We start from the raw sequence: 19737 nt of genomic DNA on the forward strand, positions 1-19737 counted from the left end.
TTCATTCGGCCGCCAGCAGGCCGGGGGCGTCGTCTTCGCCTTCGTCCTGCCTTTCATCCTCGACGGCGTCCGGGTCGGTCGGCCCATACAGCAGCCATTCGCTGTCGAGCGGCTCGAAGCCCCGCCGCGCCCGTTCGGCGCGCATCATCAGGGTCAGCCAGTTCGCACCGGTCGTTCTCAATACCATCCTCGCCTCCTACGGCCTGGAGATGTTTTTGAGAGTGACTCGCAATAGTGGCGACCGCAAGGCTGTTTCGCCGAGGCGCCTTCTTGATCGCCCTTTGAGGGATCGAACTCGACCACAGCGCGAAGATCGAAGGGCCCCGCAGCCGGGGCGAAAAATGCAGGCCGCCAAGATTCCCCTTGCTGGCGCGGACTTATGCCCCCATCATGAGTTTATCGAATTCGCTGCCGTTCGGCCTGCTATTCCATGCTTTCCTTCGAGGAAGCGCCGGACGCGCCTACCGATCCCCATCGAAATTTGATCGTCGAACGGAACGCTTCCGGCGGCGACTACTATCCAAAGGACTAACACACCATGGCTACCGGCACCGTTAAGTGGTTCAACGGCACCAAGGGCTTCGGCTTCATCCAACCGGATGACGGCGGCTCGGACGTTTTTGTTCACATCTCGGCCGTTGAGCGCGCCGGCCTTCGCACCCTCAATGAGGGCCAGAAGGTCACCTACGAACTGGAACAGGACAAGCGCAGCGGCAAGATGTCCGCTGGCCAGCTGCAAGCTTAATCCAGTCGAGAAAAGCGCCGGCACGCCGGCGCTCTTCTAAGCTTCTTATAGGTCGGCGCTTGCGCCGGCCTATTTGCGTTTAGGGCCTCAATCCTTGCCTTGACGCGCTTTCAAGCGGGCCGGCGTCTACATCGCTCGCAAATGCCTTAGCCTGCGAGCTTGGTCTTCAGCGCCGAGCGCACGGCGAAGTCCAGGTCGTCGATGCGGAAGGGCTTTTTCAGCACCTGGTCCAGGTCCATCATCTTCTCGACGGTCTCCTTATTGGCGTAGCCCGTGGCGAGGATGATCGCCAGCTCGGGCCAGCGCCGACGCACCGCCAGGACGACCTCGACCCCGTTCATGCCGGGCATGGCGAAGTCGACGATCAGCAGATACGGCGCGGCGGCCTCCAGCAGCGACAGGCCATCCTGGCCAGAGGCGGCCTGGCTGACCTCATGACCCAGCATCTGCAGGCACTCGACGATGAACCGGCGCCAGCAGGCGCAGAGCCTTGGCGGAATCGGCCAGTTCGGCGGCGGCGCTCAGCGGCAGCCAGATCCGCAGTAGGGTGCCTTGGCCTTCCACGCTGTCGATTTGAACCGTACCGCCCGACTGCTGGGCGATGCCGAAGACCTGGCTCAGTCCCAGCCCCGTGCCATTGCCGATCGGCTTGGTGGTGAAGAAGGGGTCGAACACCTTGCTGATCAGATTGGCCGGAACGCCGTGCCCGTATCCCGCACGCTCACCACGCCATAGGCGCCGCTCTGCAACAGGCCGTCGACGGCCTGGGAGATCGAGCTGGAGATGGTCAGAGCGCCGCCGGCGGGCATGGCGTCGCGGGCATTGATCGCCAGGTTCAGGATCGCCAGCTCCAGCTGGTTGGCGTCGGCCATGGCCCAGGGCTCGCGGGGATCCAGATCCATGACGATGCTGATCTGCGGGCCGATGGTGCGGGCCAGAAGATCGCTCATGCCCCCGATCAAGGCGTTGAGGTCTACGGCTTCAGGGTCAGGCGCTGGGTGCGCGAAAAGGCCAGCAGCTGATGGGTGAGCTTGGCCGCGCGCTCGGCAGCCTGTGCGGCGCAGTCGGCCAGGCGCGCCGTGCGCTCCTCCTGGGTGCGCCGCTGGATCATTTCCAGATTGCCGAAGATCACGGTGAGCAGGTTGTTGAAGTCGTGAGCGATGCCGCCGGTCAGTTGGCCGATCGCCTCCATCTTCTGGGACTGGACCAAGGCCGACTGAACCCGCTCGCGTTCGGCGACCTCCTCGGTCAGCTGGTTATTGGCCTCCGAAAGCTCAGCCCTCCGGTCCTCGATGCGCGCCTCCAACGTGCCGTTCAGCTGGGTCAGCCTCTCCTAGGCCGTTTGCAGCGCCAGCAGGCGGCGCCGCGCCTCGTACTGCCGGCGGCGACCGCGCAGGGAGGACGACACCGCGCTGGCCAGGATCTCGCCATGGATAGGCCGCTCCAGCACGATGACATTGCCCAGCTCGGTCAGGGTCCTGGACGCTTGGTCATTGGTCATCCGGCGTGTTTCGCGCCAACGAAGACGCATCCCAGACGAATGAAACGAGCTTGGCCGTATTTGGCTGCATGCAGCTTGGCCGTTTTCTTGACCGTACAGCTTGTCTGAGCCCGCTAGAGCCCTTTCCGACCTGATGGCTTCATCAGAGGCGGGCGAAAAGGGCTCTAAATCAGAAGTTTAGAGCATTTTTCGATCCGATAACCGTTTCATACTTATCGGAAAATGCTCTAGCCGGCGTAGGCGGCCGCCACCGCCTCTGCCACCTTGATGCCGTCGACCGCCGCCGAGAGGATGCCGCCCGCATAGCCCGCGCCCTCGCCAGCCGGGAACAGGCCAGCCGTGTTGAGGCTCTGGAAATCCCTGCCGCGCGTGATCCTCACCGGCGAGGAGGTGCGGGTCTCCACGCCGGTCAGCAGCACGTCGGGATGGTCGTAGCCGGCGATCTGGCGGCCGAACACCGGCAGGGCCTCGCGCATCGCCTCGACGGCGAAGGCCGGCAGGCAGGCCGACAGGTCGGTCATGGTCACGCTCGGCTTGTAAGAGGGCGCCACCTCGCCGAGATCGGTCGAAGGGCGGCCGGCCAAGAAGTCGCCGACCTTCTGGGCCGGGGCGGCATAGGTCGAGCCGCCCGCCACATAGGCCAGGCTCTCCCATTTGCGCTGGAACTCGATTCCGGCCAGCGGGTGACCCGGGTAGTCGCGCTCGGGATCGATGCCGACCACAAAGCCAGAATTGGCGTTCCGCTCGTTGCGCGAATACTGGCTCATGCCGTTGGTGACGACCCGGCCCGGCTCGGAGGTCGCCGCCACCACCGTGCCGCCGGGGCACATGCAGAAGCTATAGACGGTGCGGCCGTCCTTGCAGTGGTGCGACAGGCTGTAATCGGCCGCTCCCAAGTCCGGATGGCCCGCGTGGGTTCCAAAGCGCGCCCGGTCCATCCACGACTGCGGATGCTCTATCCGCACCCCGATGGAGAACGGCTTGGCCTCGATATGGACGCCGCGGTCGTAGAGCATCTGGAAGGTGTCGCGGGCGCTGTGGCCGACGGCCAGCACCACGCGGTCGGCTTCCAGATAGTCGCCGGTCGAGAGCTTCAGGCCCTTCACCTTGCGCGCGCCATCCGGGCCGGCCTCGATGTCGATCTCATCGACCCGATGCTGCCAGCGATATTCGCCGCCCAGGCTCTCGATGGTCTCGCGCATGTGCTCGACCATGGTCACCAGCCTGAAGGTGCCGATATGGGGGTGAGCCTCGGTCAGGATCTCCTCGGGCGCGCCGGCCTTGACGAACTCTTCCAGCACCTTGCGGCCCAGATGGCGGGAATCCTTGATCTGGCTGTAGAGCTTGCCGTCCGAGAAGGTGCCCGCCCCGCCCTCGCCGAACTGGACGTTGGACTCGGGGTCCAGTTCGCTGCGCCGCCATAGGGCCCAGGTGTCCTTGGTCCGCTCACGCACCGCCTTGCCGCGATCCAGGATGATCGGCTTGAAGCCCATCTGGGCCAGGAGCAGGCCCGCGAACAGACCGCAGGGACCGGCGCCGATCACCACCGGGCGCAGGGCGTTCAGGGGGTCCGGTGCGCGGGCCGCCAGCCGATACTCGGTATCCGGCGCCACGCGCACATGGTTGTCGCCGGCGAAGCGAGCCAGCACAGCGGCCTCGTCGCGAACGGTCACATCGACCGTGTAGACCATCAGGATCGCGGCCTTGCGGCGGGCGTCATGAGCCCGGCGCGCCACGGCCCACGACAGCACGTCACCGGCCGGCAAACCCAGGCGCTGGTGGATCGCCGTCTCGATGGCTCCGGGCGGATGGCCCAGCGGCAGCTTCAGTTCGGAAATGCGCAACATCGCGCGGGTTTAGCGGGAAGACGGGCCGCGCGCCAGAAACCCGCCACGACTCCGCTTCCCCGTGTAACCCTGCTCTCTGGTTCGGGGGTTGCGCGCGTCCGACTCCGTCTCTAAACGGGCGACTTAACCTGCAAGATGGTCGGCAGCGGGCGCGCGGATGTGCGCGACCGTGTCTCTGCGCGCGAGTTTTCTCCTATGCCCAAAAGAACAGACCTCTCCTCGATCCTGATCATCGGCGCCGGCCCGATCGTCATCGGCCAGGCTTGCGAGTTCGATTATTCGGGCGTCCAGGCGTGCAAAGCCCTGCGCGCTGAGGGCTACCGGATCATTCTGGTGAACTCCAACCCCGCCACGATCATGACCGACCCGGACGTGGCCGACGCGACCTATATCGAACCGATCACGCCCGAGATGGTCGCCAAGATCATCGAGAAGGAGCGTCCCGACGCGCTGTTGCCAACCATGGGCGGCCAGACGGCTCTGAACACCGCCCTGGCGCTGGAAGCCAATGGCACCCTGGCCAAGTACGGCGTCGAAATGATTGGCGCCAAGGCGGCCGTGATCGACAAGGCCGAGGACCGTCAGAAATTCCGCGACGCCATGGACAAGCTGGGTCTGGAAAGCCCCAAGTCCAAGGCCGCCCACAACATGGACGAGGCCCGCGAAGGTCTGGCCTTCGTCGGTCTGCCCGCCATCATCCGCCCCAGCTTCACCCTGGCCGGAACCGGCGGCGGCATCGCCTATAATCTCGAGGAATTCGAGGAGATCGTGCTGCGCGGCCTCGACCTGTCGCCGACCACCGAGGTGCTGATCGAAGAAAGCGTCCTGGGCTGGAAAGAGTATGAGATGGAGGTCGTCCGCGATACGGCCGACAACTGCATCATTGTCTGCTCCATCGAGAACATCGACCCGATGGGCGTGCACACCGGCGACAGCATCACCGTCGCGCCGGCCCTGACCCTGACGGACAAGGAATATCAGTGGATGCGCGCGGCGAGCATCGCCGTGCTGCGCGAGATCGGCGTCGAGACCGGCGGCTCCAACGTCCAGTTCGCGGTCAATCCGGCCGACGGCCGCATGGTCGTGATCGAGATGAACCCGCGGGTATCGCGCTCGTCCGCCCTGGCGTCCAAGGCCACCGGCTTCCCGATCGCCAAGGTCGCCGCCCGCTTGGCCGTCGGCTATACGCTCGACGAGCTGAAGAACGACATCACCGGCGGCGCGACCCCGGCCTCGTTCGAGCCCAGCATCGACTACGTGGTCACCAAGATCCCGCGCTTCGCCTTCGAGAAATATCCAGGCAGCGAGCCGCACCTGACCACCGCCATGAAGTCGGTCGGCGAGGTGATGGCCATCGGCCGCACCTTCAAGGAAAGCATGCAAAAGGCCCTGCGCGGCCTGGAGACCGGTCTGACCGGCTTCGACGAGATCGAAATCGCTGGCGCCGACGATCCCGACGCCGGCAAGGCTGCGGTGATCCGCGCCCTGGGCATGCCCACCCCCGACCGCATCCGCGTCATCGCCCAGGCCTTCCGCCACGGTCTGACCGTGGAAGAGGTCAACGCCGCCTGTTCCTACGAGCCCTGGTTCCTGCGCCAGATCGCCGAACTGGTCCGCCAGGAAGGCTGGATCCGCGCCGGCGGCCTGCCGACTGATGCCCAGGGCTTCCGCGCCCTCAAGGCCCAAGGCTTCTCCGACGCACGCTTGGCCAAGCTGGCCGGCTGGACCGAGACCGCCGTCCGCAAGGCTCGCCAGGACCTGAATGTGCGCCCGGTCTATAAGCGCATCGACAGCTGCGCCGGCGAGTTCGCCGCCACCACGCCCTACATGTACTCGACCTATGAGACCGGCGCCCTGGGCCAGGTTCCCGAGTGCGAGAGCCTGCCCACCAACCGCAAGAAGGCGGTGATTTTGGGTGGCGGTCCCAACCGGATCGGCCAAGGCATCGAGTTCGACTATTGCTGCTGCCACGCGGCCTTCGCGCTCGACGCCATCGGCATCGAGTCGATCATGGTCAACTGCAACCCCGAGACCGTCTCGACCGACTACGACACCTCCGACCGCCTCTATTTCGAGCCCCTGACGGCCGAGGACGTGCTGGAGCTGCTGCATGTCGAGATGAGCAACGGCACGCTGGCCGGCGTCATCGTCCAGTTCGGCGGCCAGACCCCGCTGAAGCTGGCCCACGCTTTGGAGGAGGCCGGCATCCCGATCCTGGGCACCAGCCCCGACGCCATCGACCTGGCCGAGGACCGCGAGCGCTTCCAGCAACTTCTCAACGGCCTGGACATCGCCCAGCCCGAAAACGCCATCGCCCGCACCTGGGACGAGGCCCGCGCGGCCGGCGACGAGATCGGCTTCCCGTTCGTGATGCGTCCGTCCTACGTGCTGGGCGGTCGGGGCATGGAGATCATCCGCGATCACGAGCACCTGGAACGCTACATCACCAACACCGGCGAAATCTCGTTCGAGCACCCGATCCTGCTGGACCACTATCTGAGCCGCGCCACGGAAGTTGACGTCGACGCCCTGTGCGACGGGACCGACGTCTTCGTGGCCGGCGTGCTGGAGCATATCGAGGAAGCCGGCGTTCACTCGGGCGACAGCGCCTGCTCGATGCCCCCCTTCTCGCTCAGCGCCGAAACCGTGGAAGAGCTGAAGCGCCAGACCGTGAAGATGGCCCTGGCCCTCAATGTGCGCGGCCTGATGAACGTGCAGTTCGCCATCGAGGAGCCGCACAGCGAAAACCCGCGCATCTATGTGCTGGAGGTCAACCCCCGCGCCTCGCGCACCGTGCCGTTCGTGGCCAAGACCATCGGGCAGCCCGTGGCCGCCATCGCCGCCAAGATCATGGCCGGCGAGACGCTCGCCAGCTTTGGTCTGGTCGACAAGCCGTACGACCATATCGCGGTCAAGGAAGCGGTGTTCCCGTTCGCCCGCTTCGCCGGGGTCGACACCATCCTGGGCCCGGAAATGCGCTCGACCGGCGAGGTCATGGGCCTGGACTGGCTGCGTGAGGGCGAGACCAGCATGGCGCCGGCCTTTGCCCGCGCCTTCGCCAAGAGCCAGCTGGGCGGCGGCGTCACCCTGCCCCGCGAAGGCACGGCCTTCGTCTCGGTCAAGGAAAGCGACAAGCCCTGGATCGTCGAGCCCGTCCGCCTGCTGCAGGCCGCCGGCTTTACCGTGTTGTCCACCGAAGGCACCCGAGCCTATCTGGCCACCCAGGGCATCGCCGTAGAGCATGTGAAGAAGGTGCTGGAAGGCCGTCCGCACATCATCGACGTGATGAAGAACGGCGGCGTGCAGCTGGTGTTCAACACCACCGAAGGCAAGCAGGCCCTGGAAGACAGCTTCGGGATCCGCCGCACGGCCCTGATGATGAAGGTGCCCTACTACACCACCTCGGCCGGCGCCTTGGCTGCGGCTCAGGCCATCTCCATCGCCCCCGCCGAGGTGCTGGAAGTGCGGCCTCTGCAGAGCTACCAGTAGAAGTTATCCACAGGGCTTGAGGCGGCAAGTCCTTCCCCTGAAGGGGGAGGCGGTCGCTTGGCGACCGGAGAGGGAAGTGGCGCCGAGGTTCAGCTCACTTCCCTCTCCGTCGGCTGCGCCGACACCTCTCCCCTCAGGGAGAGGACTTGTCGTGCTCTATCCCCGCTCCGCCCGAAACAAGCTCCCGCGACTTCAACGCACTAAACAAAAACGCACGTTTCTTATCCCCACCTCCCAAACCTGCGCACACTCTGGGCATGACCCAGATCTCCATCCCCGCCTGGTCGCAGGGCCTGCAAACCAAGCTGATGGCCGCCATCGACGCGGCCTGGAAAACCATCGAGACCAGCGACGACCCCGTCGCCGTCCGCAAGGCCCGCGACAAGGCCAAGGCCTGCGGCGAGCTGGCCGCGGTCGTCCGCAAGGTCGCGGCGATGACGGGGTTGGGCGGCGCCAAGCCCGCCGCCGCGCCCGAGCCGGCCTTCGCCGCGCCTGTCTTGGCCCAGGTCGAACACGCCAAGCGCGCCCTGGACAAGCTCAAGGGCGGCGGCAGGGCGCGCTTGTGACGGGACGAAGCGTTTCTGATAGTCTCTACCCATGACCCGCGACGAAGCCCTCCGGATCCTGAAGCGCCACGAAGGCGAATTGCGCGAGCAGGGCGTGTCCCGCGCCGCGCTGTTTGGCTCGGTCGCGCGTGATGAAGCCCGAACCGGTAGCGACATTGACGTCATGATCGAGTTCGCCCCCGACGCGGCGATCAGCGTTTGGGCCTATGCTCGCCTGAAGGACCTGATCCAGGGCTTCTTCGGCGAACGCGTCGACGTGGTCAGCCGCAACGGCCTGAACCGCCACATCCGTCCGACAGTCGAGCGAGAGGCGCTCTATGCCTTCTAGGACTGAGGCAATCCTGCTGCATATTCGGGACAATATCGCCTTCGCCCGTCAGATCGTCGGTGAACGCTCCGCCAGCGACTTCGAACACGACCGCATCGCCTTCTACGCCGCCACGCGCTGCCTGGAGATCGTCTCGGAAGCCTGCCGGCGCCTGCCCGAAGACCTCACCGCCCGCTATCCGACGATCGACTGGCGCAGCATAAAGGCGGCTGGAAACATCTATCGACACGAGTACGAAGGCGTCGAAGAACGGATCGTCTGGACAACCGTCCGCGACTTCCTGGGCGACTTGGACACCGCCGTAACGACCGAACTTGCCCGCCTGGAGCCCTGACCTGATCTCGCGCCCTCGACAAGCTCAAGGGCGGCGGATTGCAAGGCGCAATCTCCACAACTTCAAGATATCATCACTCCATACGTGTATGTGCGGTTGAGAATGTCATGTTCGAGAATATGCAGTGGTCCGCGGATCGGGCGGAACTCCACGGTCTCAGCTTCCATATCGAGCGTGCGTCCGCCTCGACCTTGGGCCAGGACGACCACTTCAAATTCTACAAGACCCGCGACCTGGTCGATCAGTACCAACTCCATTTCGCGCGCCAGAGCGGTCCGCCGATCGTCAATGTCTTCGAGCTTGGCATCTATGACGGAGGCAGCACCGCCTTCTGGTTCGAGGCGCTGAAGCCCAGAAAACATGTCGCGATCGACTTTCAGGCGCGCAAGGACAGCCCCTACTTCAAGCGATGGATCGCCTCGCGCGGCCTGACCGGCCGCGTCAATACCTACTGGCAGACCAACCAGGCCGATCATGCCGAGTTGCTTCGCATCGTGCGGGCGGAGATGGACGGCCCCCTGGACCTGGTCATCGACGACGCGTCGCATCTCTACGCGCTGTCCAAGGCCAGCTTCGAAACGCTGTTTCCCCTGCTGCGTCCCGGCGGGACCTACATCATCGAAGACTGGGCCTGGGACCACTGGCACGGCTTTTCAGATCCCGACCACATCTGGGCGCATGAACGACGCCTTACCGACCTGGTCGTCGAGATCATCGAAGCGGCAGGCACGGCCCGCGATCTGGTTGCGCGGGTGGAGGTGTTCAACGGCTTTGTCGCCATCGAGCGCGGACCTTTGGAACTGGCCGCGTCGTCCAGGCTCCGGCTCGACGACCATATCCGGCGGCGCCCGGCGCGGGAAATCCGCGACACGCCCTATCGCCCGCCTTCGTTGCTGAGGCGGTTGACGAGGCGGTGGCGGCGCAAGCTCGGCTAAAGCTCCGCGCGTCCTGCCCGTCGCGGCTGGCTGGAGCCGGATTTGCGGGCGCTGGCCCAATACCCCTCGATCAGCCGCATCAACGCATCCTCGAACCCCGGATCGCGCAGGTGCGGGCTGTCCTCCAGCACCGCCGCTCGGACCGCGCCGACCACCGCTCGGGTCAGGACGAAGGCGTCCAGCGGCAACAGGTCGGGGCGGGACGGCAGCAGGCGCGCCGTGGCCCGGGTTTCGCGTCCAAGCCCCTCGGCGCTCTCGGCCGCCATCAGGGCCGTCAGCGCCGCGCGCCGGGTGCGGGGACGGTCGGGGAAGGCGCGGATCAGGCTTCGCACCGCCAGGCGCTCGGCGGACTCGTTCGTAGCCGCCTTGGCCGTCGCCGCGCGGATGGCCAGGATCTCGCGGCGGGCCAGGGCGGCCAGGATCGCCTGCTTGTCGGTGAAGTACTGGTAGAGCGTGCCGATGCTCACCCCCGCGCGCGTCGCGATGCGGTTGGTGTTGAAGACGGCGTCCGCTTCGCCCTCGGCCTCCAGAACCTGAGCCGCCGCTTCCAGGATAGCGTCGCGCGTCGTCCTGGCCCGCGCCTGTTTTGGTTCCCGCGTGGGGTTTGCCGTCCTGGTCAAGCCGCTCTCCTGAAGGCGAGTTCGAAAAGCCGAGCTTAGCTCGGATATTGCCGACCTCCACCCACTGCGAGCGAGGCGACATGACCTGGGCCACCGACCGACTGGATCTGCTGAAGGCCGCAGCCGCGCCGCCGCCGCCGGTGATCGCCACCCTGAAGCTGGGCCTGCTCGACGACTGGGGACCGGGCTGGGTGCGCAAGACCTGGACGCCGACGCCGGAGTTGCTGAACGCCGACGGCTCGCTGTTCGGCGGCTATGTCGCCGCCCTGGCCGATCAGATCCTGGCCTTCGCGGCCATGACCGTCCTTCCGGACGGATCGACCTTCCGAACTGTCAACCTGGCCGTTCGCTTCGTGAAGGTGGGCCGCGACGCGCCTGTCATGATTGAAGGCCGGGTGGTCGCCCACAGCCGCTCGCTGATCACCGTCGAGGCCGATTTCAGGCAGAACGAAGCGCTGATCGCCCGCGCCGACGCCCAGCAGATCCTGACACCGCCCCCCGCTTGAACCACCGCTGATAACGCTCGCACAAAAATCAGGCGCCCAATGCCTGAAAGCTCGGCTATCGAAGGTCATGGCCGACAAGATCCTCGCCCTGCTTCGCGGAAAGACGCCCATTCCGCCGCTGGTCGCCTTGCGCGGCGGCGGCGGCGCGTTGCTGGGCCTGCTGTTTGCGGGGCTGCTGGGCCGCCTGGCGGTAGGTGGCGAAACTCTGGCCCATCCCCTGCTGATGGCGCCCATCGGGGCCTCGGCCGTGCTGGTCTTCGCCGTGCCCGCCAGCCCCCTGGCCCAGCCGCGCAGCGTGATCGGCGGCAATGTGGTGTCGGCCCTCGTCGGCATCACCTGCGCCATGCTGATCCCGGGCGCCCTGATCGCCGCGCCCCTGGCTGTGGGCCTGGCCATCGGCATGATGATGCTGCTGGGCTGCCTGCATCCGCCCGGCGGAGCGGTGGCCCTAATCGCGGTGATCGGCGGACCGGCGGTCACTGAGGCGGGATACCTGTTCGCCCTCAATCCCGTGGCTCTGGACTCGGCGCTGCTGGTGGCGGCCGGCATGATCTGGGGCCGCGTGACCGGGCACTCCTATCCGCACAAGGTCCCGGTGGTCGCCAGCTCGCATCACACCAGCCATCCCGCGCCGGACGCCCGGGTCGGCTTCACCAGTGGCGACCTGGACAAGGCCCTGGCCCGCTACGGCGAACTGCTGGACGTCAGCCGCGAGGATCTGGACGCTCTGTTCCGCCAGGTCGAGCTGCAGGCCCACCAGAGGCTGCACACCCAGATCCGCTGCGGCGACATCATGTCCCGCGACCTGATCCAGCTTGACCCGCACCAGTCCGCAGAAAGCGCCCTGACCTTCCTGCAGCAGCACGAGCTGCGCGCTGCTCCGGTGGTCGACGCCGAGGGCCGGGTGATCGGCATGGTCCGTCGCGCCGAGTTGCAGACCAACCGTCATCGCCAGGTGGTCGCGGCCCTGGATCCCTTCGTGCACCGGGTGATGGAGGCGACCCCGATCGCGGCCCTGCTGCCGATCCTGTCCAGCGGCCACACCCACGAGGCCATGGTGGTCGACGCCGACCGCAAGCTGATCGGGGTGATCACCCAGACCGACCTGATCGCCGTGCTCTACCGCGCCCACATCGTCGAGGCGGTGACGGCGAGTTAGACTTTTGTTTGGCGCATTTTCTTCACGCGAACCGGCGTCCACTTCGCTCGAAAATGCTTTAGTCCGCCTTCGCGAAATGGGCCATCTGATCAGCGTGAGCCTTCACGAACGCCGGCCGGGCCGTAGCGCGGGCGACATGGTCGCGGCAGGCCGGGAATTCCGCCAGGCCGTCGAACCGGTCAACGAGACGCAGCACGTCGGCCATCAGGATATCGGCGATCGAGAAGCTCCCGGCCAGCCATTCGCGTCCCGCCAGAACCAGCTCCATATGTTTGAGCCGGTGGACCTTGAGGAACCCGTCCATAGCCTTCCAGGCCGCCGTCTCGTGGCTCTCCCCGGAGAACACCAGGATCGACCAGGGCAGACTGGCCGCCTCGACGGAGTTGAGGGCCGAAAATAGCCATGTCTTGGCCTCGCTGCGCGCCTGTGGATCGACGGGCAGCAGGGCGTCGCTGCGCTCGCCCAGATGCAGCAGGATCGCGCCGCTCTCGAAGATCGACAGGTCGCCGTCGGTCAGCCACGGCGCCTGGCCAAAGGGCTGGCGCGCGAAATGCTCGGGCGTGCGATTCCGGAAGGGCGTGGTCTCGACACGGTAAGGCAATCTGGCCTCCTCCAGCGCCCACCGCACGCGCAGGTCGCGCACATAGCCTCGAGGCCCCTCGGGCACCCAGTCGAAGGTGGTGAGGATCAGCTCGCTCATCGGAAACCTTCCAGGAAAACCGGCAGCTTATCGAGCAGGCCGCACCAGCCCGCTGCGTGACTTTCGCGCGTCTCTTCGTCGAGAAGCTGCTCGTGGATCAGGGTCAGCTCGACGCCGCCATCGAACGGCTCGAGTCGGAAGGTGACCAGCGACTCCCGCTCCGGGGCCCCGGGCCATTCCCAGGTGAAGACCAGCTTCTTCTCCCGAACCACCTCGCGATAGACTCCGGTGGGATTGTGCTCGTCGCCGTTCAGTAGACGGAAGACGATGCTGAACCGGCCGCCGGGCCGCACGTCGGCCTGGGCGCTCAGCGTCGGTCCCGCGTCGGGACCCCACCACTGAATCATCTGCTCGGGCCGGGTGATCGCCGCCCACACCCTCGGGGGCGAGGCCTTGATCCGGCGCGCCAGAGTCACGCTGGGCAGGTTCATGGCTCGTCCTTCTCTTCCACGAGCGCGACAAGTCGGTCGAGGCTGACTGTCCAGAGCCGCTCATACCGCTCCAGCCATGCCATCGCCTCCCTCATCGGCTCGACCGACAGGTGAACCGACACGGTGCGGCCGGCCTTGGTTCGCCTGATCAGGCCCGCATCGGACAGCACATCCAGATGCTTCATCATGCCCGGCAGCTTCAGCGACAGCGGCCTAGCCAGCTCGCTCACCGAAAGCCCAGGCTCGTCCTTCAGCCGCAGCAGGACATGCCGCCGCGTGGGGTCGGCGAGCGCGGAGAAGGTGCGATCTATCGCGGAGGCCTGACACTTCACCATATGGCGAAGTGTTTTTGAACCTGCGAGTTGAAGTCAAGCCTGCGGGATCAGACCTTCTTTGGAAGAGCCCGCCCGCCTGCGACAAACCGCGCCCCACGACCTAACGGCCGTTAACCAAACGTTGTGCGCTTGCGCTGGATTCTCCGCCGACACGTTCGTCGCCCGGATTCCCTCGACCATGCCCGCCCTGCCCGACATTCGCGGCCTGAAATATCCGGACGAATTCGTCGCCCGGCACTTCTTCAAGCGCGGCCTGCATCAGCGCACCGGCCGGGTGGTCGAACTGGGCGGCGGCACCGGCAACAACCTGTCGCTCTACGCAGCCTATGGCTGGTCGCTGACCGATGTGGACTATTCCCAAGCCGCCCTCGACGACGCCCGCTTCAATCTTGGCGACGGGGTCGAGACGATCTGCGCCGACCTGTCGAAAGGCCTGCCAAACCTGGGCCAGACGCCCATCGACGTGCTGCTGATCCCCAACCTGCTCTGCTATCTGACGGACGCCCAGGCCACCGCCGTGCTGACCGCCGCTCGCAAGACCCTCGCCCCCGGGGCCGAGGTCTTCGTGCGCACCCGGCTGGTCGACGACTACCGGTGCGGCAAGGGCGTGGAGGATGAGCCCAATGGCTGGCGTCTCGACACGCCAGAAACCGGCGAGGCAGGGCTGTTCAACCTGTTCTACACCGAGGACGGCCTGGTGCGCCGCCTGGTCGAGGAGCTGGGTCTGGTGGACCCCACCGCCCTGAAGGTATCGTTCGACAACATCCAGAACGGCGTCCGCGTCGCGCCCAACAGCGATCTGGTCATCTGGGGCTCGACGTCGTGAGCGACAGCGTTCGCATCGTCGGCGGCGGCCTGACGGGCATATTGGCGGCCTTCGAGGCCCATCGCCTGGGCTGGCGCGACATCACGATCCAGGAGCGGTTCGACAGCCTGGGCGGCGTGGCCCGGCCCAAGGTCGTCCACGGCCAGGAGATGCGCGACGGCTGCGTCTATTTCGGCGGCCCCGGCGATCCGATCGTCGAGACGCTGTCGGCCCATGGCGCCCGGTTCGAGACCTTCAACAACCGCTTTGGCTCGGTCAGCCTGGAAGCCCACGGTCGCCCGGTATTCACCCGGGACTTCGGCGGCCCGGCCGTCGATTGCGCGGCCGACAGGATCGGCAAGCCGGCCAGCGAAAGCCTGGCCTCGCGCATCGCCGCCTATCCCGAGCCCATCGCCGCCCGGCTGGAGGCCTATTGCCGCTGGCACCTTGAGGCCGACCTCGACACCGTGCACGGCGAGGCCGCCATTCCGCTGGCCATCAACCGGGTCTTCCCCGCCGCCGCCGATCTGACCGAGCTGGCCCGGTTGAAGGCGACCAATCCCTGGGCCGACGAGCTGTACGCCATCCCGCGCGGACTGTCGGGTCGCACCGCCAACCTGACCGCAACCCTGCCGTTCGGCGGTTTCGCGACCCTGTTCGACACCTGCCACCAGGCGTTGCAGAAGCTGGGCGTGAAAGTCGAGCTGAACGCCCTGGTCTCGCCCCGCGCCCTGATGGCTGCGCCCGAGGCGAACGAGACCGTGGTCTGGGCCGCCAATCCGACGCCGCTATTCAAGCCGCTCGGCTTGGCCACGCCCAAGCTGGTCAAGAAAAGCTTCGCCACCTACGTTTTCGAGGTGGAGTTCGACGGTCCCTGCCCGGTCTATGTCCAGAACTTCACCGCCCAAGGCGCGGCCTTCCGCGTCTATCTGTACGAGAGCGGCGGGAAAACACTGGCCGTGGCCGAGTGCGTGCGCGAGGCGGACCTCGCCAAGCTGCCAACCGAAATGCGGGTGCTGATGTCGGGCTTTGGATCGCTGAAGGTCAGGAGCCTGTTGCACAGCGATATCCAGCCCCGCTGGATCTATCACTCCATCGCCGCCATTGAGGGCCTGAAAGCCCTGCGCGGCGAACTGGCCGTCCGGTTCGGCGGAGGCTTCATCCCCGGCGCCTGGGAGCCCTACGCCAAGAGCACAAAGCTGGCCGAGGTCAATGCAGCCCTCGCCCTCGCCCGCGAGGCCGCCCCAGCCCTCGCGAAAGCCGGATGAGCCTGATGACCACGGCGGCGATCATGCAGCCGACCTACCTGCCCTATCTGGGCTATTTCCAGCTGATGGCGGCCAGCGACGTCTTCGTGTTCCTCGACGACGTGCAGTTCGCCCGCCGATCCTGGCAGTCGCGCAACCGCATCCTCACCGCCAATGGCGAGCTGATGCTGACCGTGCCGGTGAAAAAGCACGACCGCGACACGCCGATCAGCGCCATCGAGATCGACGACAGCCAGGGCTGGCGCGACAAGCACCTTGCCGCCATGCGCCACGCCTATGGCAAGCGGCCCGGGTTCGAGGAGGGCTTTGCCTTCGTCTCGGAGCAACTGGCCAATCACCGCGACGGCAAGCTGGCCGACCTGACTTGCGGCATGGCCGTCGCCGCAGCGCAGCGCATGGGCCTGGCGCCGCGCTTCGCGCGGGCGTCCGAGCTTGGCGCGGCCGGCGCGCGGTCGGAGCATCTGCTGGCGATCTGCCAGGCGGTGGGGGCGAGCGCCTATGTCTCGCCAATGGGATCGTCCGACTACATGGAAGAGGACGGGGTGTTCGCGGCGGCGAGGTTCCCGGCGCGGTTCCAGAGCTTTGTTCAAGTCGACTACCCACAGGGGCAAGGCGAGTTCGCGCCGTTCATGGGGTTCGTGGATGGACTGATGAATGTGGGGTGGAGCGGGATGCGGGCGTTGGTTTCGCCAGCGCCCTAGACGCCCCCTCCGTCACGATACGTATTCGCGTCGCGCCACCTCCCCAGCACGCTTCTCTACGGGGCAGGAGAAGGCGCTGATACGCGACGTGACCGAGGGGGCGTGCGGCGCCAGCCGCACCCCCTAGATAACGCCGTTCATTTCCCCCATCTTCTCCCCCTCAGGGGAGCAAACTCACATGCCCAAATCCGTTGTCGTCACCGGCGTCTCCACAGGCATCGGCTGGGCCATCGCCAAGGTGCTGACCACCCGGGGCTTCCATGTCTTCGGGAGCGTCCGCAAGCAGGCTGACGCCGACCGCCTGCAGGCCGAGTTCGGTTCTGGCTTCACGCCGCTGATCTTCGACGTCACCGACGAGGCCGCCGTCCGCACCGCTGCCCGCCAGGTCGAGTCGGCCCTCGCCGGCGCGACTCTGGCGGGTCTGGTCAACAATGCCGGCATCGCCGTCGCCGGCCCGCTGCTGCATCTGCCGGTCGAGGAGTTTCGCCAGCAGCTGGAGGTCAATCTGACCGGTATAGTGATCGCCACCCAGGCCTTCGCACCACTGCTTGGGGCGGAGAGCCCGGCCCGCAAGGATCCGGGGCGGATCGTCAATATCTCGTCGGTCGGCGGCAAGAACGCCAACCCGTTCATGGGTCCGTACTGCACGTCGAAGTTTGGTCTGGAAGGCCTGTCGGAATCCCTGCGTCGCGAGTTGCTGCCCTTCGGCGTCGACGTGGTGATCGTCGCCCCCGGCGCCGTGGCCACGCCGATCTGGGACAAGGCCGACAGCGTCGATGTCACCCGCTATGCCAACACGGTCTATGCGGGCGCGCTGGCCAGGATGAAGGCCTTCATGCTGACGATGGGCAAGTCCGGCCTGCCGCCCGAGCGGATCGGCGAGGCGGTGCACGTGGCCCTGACAACCGCCAGACCCAAGACCCGCTATGTGGTCTCACCCGATCCGCTGCAGGTGTTCATGACCGGCGTCCTGCCCAAGCGCACCCTGGACCGTATTGTCGGCAAGCGACTGGGGTTATTGCCAGGGCAGAATGTATCGCGACGCGATACAAACCCTTGACGTTCGTATCGCACCGCGATACATCTGTCATGAGACTGTGATGGCGATCCCGAGTTTTGAGGACGAACGGGCCAAGGCGATCCTTGACGGGAAACGTCCCGGCAAGAGCTTTCCTTCCGATCTGTTGCGGACCGCGAAGCGCAAGCTGGAGATGCTGGACGCCGCCACCGCTCTGAACGACCTGCGCGCGCCGCCGGGCAATCGGCTGGAGGCCTTGTCGGGAGATCGACGGGGCCAATATTCGATCCGGGTGAACGACCAGTTCCGATTGGTGTTCATCTGGACCGCGGCTGGCCCGGCCGAGGTGCAGTTCGTCGACTATCACTGAGGGCGTCGCCCTCGAGGACAATGGAGGATGCGATGCAAGCCCCCATCGCTACCCCTGACAGCGATCCCCTCGCCCCGGTTCATCCGGGCGAAATCCTGTTGGAGGAGTTCATGAAGCCCTACGGTCTCACCGCCGGCCGGGTCGCCGCGAGGCTGCACATCGCCCGTCCTCGAATCGAAAAGCTGGTGCGAGGCCAGACCCCGATCACGATCGATACGGCCCTACGTCTGGAGCGCCTGTTCGGCGCCAGCGCCCAGTTCTGGCTGAACCTGCAGAACAGCTACGATCTGGATATGGCTCAACACGGCGTGACGGCGGACATCACCAGCATCGAGCCATACGAGAGCGCGGCACCCTAACCCACCATCGACCAGTCCAGCGGCTCGCCGCGCCTCAGGTCTCGCGCCGCCTTGCCGGCCAGCACCTTGTCCAGATCAGCCGGCGGCAGGCCGTTGCCGGGGCGGACGGAGCGGACATTGGCCTTGGTCAGGGGCTCGCCGGCTTTCACGTCGGCGGTGACGTAGAGCGAGCGGCGGAACAGCAGGGACGTCGCCTCCGAGCCCAGGGTGTCGTAATGGGCGCGGCCCAGCGAGGCCCAGGCGTTCTTGCAGTCGTCGACCAGGGCCTTGAACTCGACCGGTTCCAGGCTGAAGGCGGCGTCGGGGCCACCGTCGGCGCGGGCCAGGGTGAAGTGCTTTTCCACCGCGCAGGCGCCGACCGAGACCGCCGCCACCGAGGCCGCCGTGCCCGGCGTGTGGTCCGAGAGGCCGACGGGACAGCCAAAGCGCGCGGCCATGTCGGCCACCGTCCGCACATTGGCGTCGGCGAAGGTGGCGGGATAGCTTGAGACGCAGTGCAGCAGCAGCACGCCGTCAGCCCCGGCGCTCAGGGCGGTGTCGAGCGCGGTCTGCATCTCCTGAAGATTGGCCATGCCGGTCGAGATGATCAGCGGCTTGCCCTTGCTGGCGGCGTACCGGATCAGCGGAATGTCGACGGCCTCGAACGAGGCGATCTTGAAGGCCGGCGCGCCCAGGCTGTCGAGCAGGTCGACGGCGGTCTCGTCAAACGGGCTGGAGAAGATGGTGACGCCGCACTGCTCGGCGCGCTCGAAGATCGCCGCGTGCCACTCGAACGGCGTGTGGGCCTCTTCGTAGAGCTCGTACAGCGTGCGACCGTCCCACAGGCCGCCGTGGATCTTGAACTCGGGTCGATCGACATCCAGCGTAATGGTGTCGGCGGTATAGGTCTGGATCTTGATGGCATCGCAACCGGTCGCCGCGGCGGCGTCCACCATGGTCAGGCAGCGCTCGAGGCTGCCATTGTGGTTGCCCGACAGCTCGCAGATCACATAGGGCGAATGGTCGGCGCCGATCTGTCGGCCGGCGATGGTGATCGAGGGGGAAGCAGTCATGGCGCGATCCGAAGCAACATGGTTTCCGCCAGTTTAACCCTTGAAAGGTGGACGAGGCGTCAATCGCCTCCGCCCTCGCCGCCGCAACCACCGCCGTCGGAAGACCCGCAGTCAGAACTGCTGTCGCTGGTCGAAGTCCCGCCGTCGCCGCCTGAGCCATCGTCCTTGCGCTTGGCTGGCCTGGCGCGGTCCATGGCCCAGCCGCCGATCGCACCGACCGCCACCCCGAGGGCGAGGCCCAGCGCCAAATTGCCCAGCGCGACGCCCAGCGCCACCCCGATCGCCGCGCCCAAACCGACGCCTAGACCCGCCTTGCCGTTCATCGTCCCACCTCGATAACAGTTACAGGGGTCGCCAGCGCCTGTTCGATCATTGGCCAGGCCTGATCCATTCTGGCCTGAAGACTATCGCGGCGCATGTTGCCAAACCTCCCCCAGAGAATATGGGCTCTCGGAGTTCTGCTTCGCGCCCATTCGACAAAGTCATGATCCTTTGCGATGACCACCTAGTCTTCGACGATAGCCGGATCCCAGATCACCGCGTCTGGCATCTAGGTGTTTGGTCCCGGGCTTTGATGGTGCAATCTTTTCCGCCGAGTGGAAGGAAGCACTATGGGCCAGATACTGCACGGAAGCGCCCGCACGACTGAGGCGGTCCGTCGAGCGATA

Annotated in this window: 27 protein-coding genes and 1 pseudogene; 14 read left to right on the forward strand and 14 right to left on the reverse strand. The window is 66.2% G+C overall.

Going from position 1 to position 19737, the window contains the following annotated elements; translation table 11 throughout:
- Position 1: 1 nt before the first annotated feature.
- On the reverse strand, positions 2–187 hold the full coding sequence (locus tag ACP69S_RS14975; RefSeq protein ID WP_425998517.1) for a hypothetical protein: 186 nt from the start codon (positions 185–187) through the stop codon (positions 2–4).
- Positions 188–538: 351 nt separating this feature from the next.
- On the opposite strand from ACP69S_RS14975, the gene ACP69S_RS14980 reads away from it, so the two are divergent.
- A complete protein-coding gene (locus tag ACP69S_RS14980) occupies positions 539–745 on the forward strand; it encodes a cold-shock protein (RefSeq protein ID WP_425998519.1) in 207 nt (68 codons plus the stop codon).
- A gap of 146 nt (positions 746–891) precedes the next feature.
- Here the strand turns inward: ACP69S_RS14980 and ACP69S_RS14985 are convergent, their stop codons facing one another.
- The 6 genes from ACP69S_RS14985 to ACP69S_RS15010 all read right to left on the reverse strand — a co-directional run bounded on the left by ACP69S_RS14985 (position 892) and on the right by ACP69S_RS15010 (position 4093).
- Entirely contained in the window at positions 892–1191 is a 300-nt protein-coding gene (locus ACP69S_RS14985) for a response regulator (RefSeq protein WP_425998521.1), read from the reverse strand.
- Positions 1178–1420 carry an ATP-binding protein gene (locus tag ACP69S_RS14990; protein ID WP_425998523.1) on the reverse strand — a complete coding sequence of 81 codons (243 nt, stop codon included), beginning with the start codon at positions 1418–1420 and terminating at the stop codon, positions 1178–1180. The genes ACP69S_RS14985 and ACP69S_RS14990 overlap by 14 nt, the downstream gene beginning before the upstream one ends.
- Positions 1421–1428: 8 nt before the next feature.
- Positions 1429–1695, reverse strand: a complete 267-nt coding sequence (locus ACP69S_RS14995) for a hypothetical protein (RefSeq protein WP_425998525.1) — start codon at positions 1693–1695, stop codon at positions 1429–1431.
- Positions 1696–1718: 23 nt separating this feature from the next.
- Complete coding sequence (locus tag ACP69S_RS15000) at positions 1719–2051, reverse strand: histidine kinase dimerization/phospho-acceptor domain-containing protein (RefSeq protein WP_425998527.1); 333 nt, start codon at positions 2049–2051, stop codon at positions 1719–1721.
- Positions 2052–2078: 27 nt separating this feature from the next.
- Positions 2079–2246 (reverse strand): hypothetical protein, encoded by a 168-nt coding sequence (locus ACP69S_RS15005; protein ID WP_425998529.1) that lies wholly within the window; start codon positions 2244–2246, stop codon positions 2079–2081.
- A 227-nt stretch (positions 2247–2473) separates the two neighbouring features.
- Positions 2474–4093, reverse strand: a complete 1620-nt coding sequence (locus ACP69S_RS15010; protein ID WP_425998530.1) for an NAD(P)/FAD-dependent oxidoreductase — start codon at positions 4091–4093, stop codon at positions 2474–2476.
- A 195-nt stretch (positions 4094–4288) separates the two neighbouring features.
- Here ACP69S_RS15010 and carB point away from each other — a divergent pair, with 195 nt between their 5' ends.
- From carB to ACP69S_RS15035, 5 genes and pseudogenes are all read left to right on the forward strand, one after another.
- Positions 4289–7582, forward strand: a complete 3294-nt coding sequence (gene carB / locus ACP69S_RS15015) for a carbamoyl-phosphate synthase large subunit (RefSeq protein WP_425998532.1) — start codon at positions 4289–4291, stop codon at positions 7580–7582.
- Positions 7583–7839: 257 nt separating this feature from the next.
- Positions 7840–8025: pseudogene (locus ACP69S_RS15020) on the forward strand (hypothetical protein); the annotation flags it as partial.
- A gap of 154 nt (positions 8026–8179) precedes the next feature.
- Positions 8180–8476, forward strand: a complete 297-nt coding sequence (locus ACP69S_RS15025; protein WP_425998533.1) for a nucleotidyltransferase family protein — start codon at positions 8180–8182, stop codon at positions 8474–8476.
- A complete protein-coding gene (locus tag ACP69S_RS15030; protein WP_425998535.1) occupies positions 8466–8810 on the forward strand; it encodes a DUF86 domain-containing protein in 345 nt (114 codons plus the stop codon). The genes ACP69S_RS15025 and ACP69S_RS15030 overlap by 11 nt, the downstream gene beginning before the upstream one ends.
- A 107-nt stretch (positions 8811–8917) precedes the next feature.
- Positions 8918–9745, forward strand: coding sequence for a class I SAM-dependent methyltransferase (locus ACP69S_RS15035; protein WP_425998537.1), 828 nt, complete (start codon positions 8918–8920; stop codon positions 9743–9745).
- Here the strand turns inward: ACP69S_RS15035 and ACP69S_RS15040 are convergent.
- Positions 9742–10365, reverse strand: coding sequence for a TetR/AcrR family transcriptional regulator (locus ACP69S_RS15040; RefSeq protein WP_425998539.1), 624 nt, complete (start codon positions 10363–10365; stop codon positions 9742–9744). The genes ACP69S_RS15035 and ACP69S_RS15040 overlap by 4 nt on opposite strands.
- Positions 10366–10445: 80 nt before the next feature.
- Here ACP69S_RS15040 and ACP69S_RS15045 point away from each other — a divergent pair, with 80 nt between their 5' ends.
- The gene (locus tag ACP69S_RS15045) at positions 10446–10871 is read left to right on the forward strand and encodes a PaaI family thioesterase (protein WP_425998540.1); all 426 of its coding nucleotides are present in this window, start codon (positions 10446–10448) and stop codon (positions 10869–10871) included.
- Positions 10872–10938: 67 nt separating this feature from the next.
- Positions 10939–12030: an HPP family protein gene (locus ACP69S_RS15050; RefSeq protein WP_425998542.1), complete on the forward strand. Its 1092-nt coding sequence runs from the start codon at positions 10939–10941 to the stop codon at positions 12028–12030.
- A 58-nt stretch (positions 12031–12088) separates the two neighbouring features.
- Here ACP69S_RS15050 and ACP69S_RS15055 read toward each other — a convergent pair whose 3' ends face one another.
- The 3 genes from ACP69S_RS15055 to ACP69S_RS15065 are packed head-to-tail and all read right to left on the reverse strand — an operon-like array spanning position 12089 to position 13496.
- Complete coding sequence (locus tag ACP69S_RS15055; protein WP_425998544.1) at positions 12089–12730, reverse strand: glutathione S-transferase family protein; 642 nt, start codon at positions 12728–12730, stop codon at positions 12089–12091.
- Entirely contained in the window at positions 12727–13161 is a 435-nt protein-coding gene (locus ACP69S_RS15060) for an SRPBCC family protein (protein WP_425998545.1), read from the reverse strand. The genes ACP69S_RS15055 and ACP69S_RS15060 overlap by 4 nt, the downstream gene beginning before the upstream one ends.
- On the reverse strand, positions 13158–13496 hold the full coding sequence (locus ACP69S_RS15065; protein ID WP_425998547.1) for an ArsR/SmtB family transcription factor: 339 nt from the start codon (positions 13494–13496) through the stop codon (positions 13158–13160). The genes ACP69S_RS15060 and ACP69S_RS15065 overlap by 4 nt, the downstream gene beginning before the upstream one ends.
- Before the next feature lie 178 nt (positions 13497–13674).
- On the opposite strand from ACP69S_RS15065, the gene ACP69S_RS15070 reads away from it, so the two are divergent.
- The 6 genes from ACP69S_RS15070 to ACP69S_RS15095 all read left to right on the forward strand — a co-directional run bounded on the left by ACP69S_RS15070 (position 13675) and on the right by ACP69S_RS15095 (position 18017).
- A complete protein-coding gene (locus ACP69S_RS15070) occupies positions 13675–14322 on the forward strand; it encodes a class I SAM-dependent methyltransferase (protein WP_425998549.1) in 648 nt (215 codons plus the stop codon).
- On the forward strand, positions 14319–15569 hold the full coding sequence (locus tag ACP69S_RS15075) for an NAD(P)-binding protein (RefSeq protein ID WP_425998551.1): 1251 nt from the start codon (positions 14319–14321) through the stop codon (positions 15567–15569). The genes ACP69S_RS15070 and ACP69S_RS15075 overlap by 4 nt, the downstream gene beginning before the upstream one ends.
- Complete coding sequence (locus tag ACP69S_RS15080) at positions 15566–16270, forward strand: WbqC family protein (protein WP_425998553.1); 705 nt, start codon at positions 15566–15568, stop codon at positions 16268–16270. The genes ACP69S_RS15075 and ACP69S_RS15080 overlap by 4 nt, the downstream gene beginning before the upstream one ends.
- Before the next feature lie 178 nt (positions 16271–16448).
- Positions 16449–17330 (forward strand): SDR family oxidoreductase, encoded by an 882-nt coding sequence (locus ACP69S_RS15085; RefSeq protein ID WP_425998555.1) that lies wholly within the window; start codon positions 16449–16451, stop codon positions 17328–17330.
- A 40-nt stretch (positions 17331–17370) separates the two neighbouring features.
- Positions 17371–17658, forward strand: a complete 288-nt coding sequence (locus ACP69S_RS15090; RefSeq protein WP_425998557.1) for a type II toxin-antitoxin system RelE/ParE family toxin — start codon at positions 17371–17373, stop codon at positions 17656–17658.
- A 32-nt stretch (positions 17659–17690) separates the two neighbouring features.
- Positions 17691–18017 (forward strand): HigA family addiction module antitoxin, encoded by a 327-nt coding sequence (locus ACP69S_RS15095; RefSeq protein ID WP_425998559.1) that lies wholly within the window; start codon positions 17691–17693, stop codon positions 18015–18017.
- Here the strand turns inward: ACP69S_RS15095 and pseI are convergent.
- The 3 genes from pseI to ACP69S_RS15110 are packed head-to-tail and all read right to left on the reverse strand — an operon-like array spanning position 18014 to position 19574.
- A complete protein-coding gene (gene pseI / locus ACP69S_RS15100) occupies positions 18014–19069 on the reverse strand; it encodes a pseudaminic acid synthase (RefSeq protein WP_425998561.1) in 1056 nt (351 codons plus the stop codon). The genes ACP69S_RS15095 and pseI overlap by 4 nt on opposite strands.
- 59 nt (positions 19070–19128) lie before the next feature.
- Positions 19129–19392 carry a hypothetical protein gene (locus tag ACP69S_RS15105; protein WP_425998563.1) on the reverse strand — a complete coding sequence of 88 codons (264 nt, stop codon included), beginning with the start codon at positions 19390–19392 and terminating at the stop codon, positions 19129–19131.
- Positions 19389–19574, reverse strand: coding sequence for a DUF5615 family PIN-like protein (locus ACP69S_RS15110; protein ID WP_425998565.1), 186 nt, complete (start codon positions 19572–19574; stop codon positions 19389–19391). The genes ACP69S_RS15105 and ACP69S_RS15110 overlap by 4 nt, the downstream gene beginning before the upstream one ends.
- Between the last annotated feature and the right edge of the window lie 163 nt (positions 19575–19737).

The sequence above is a fragment of the Caulobacter sp. DWR1-3-2b1 genome, assembly GCF_049895765.1.
In the GTDB taxonomy this organism is placed as follows: Bacteria; Pseudomonadota; Alphaproteobacteria; order Caulobacterales; family Caulobacteraceae; genus Caulobacter.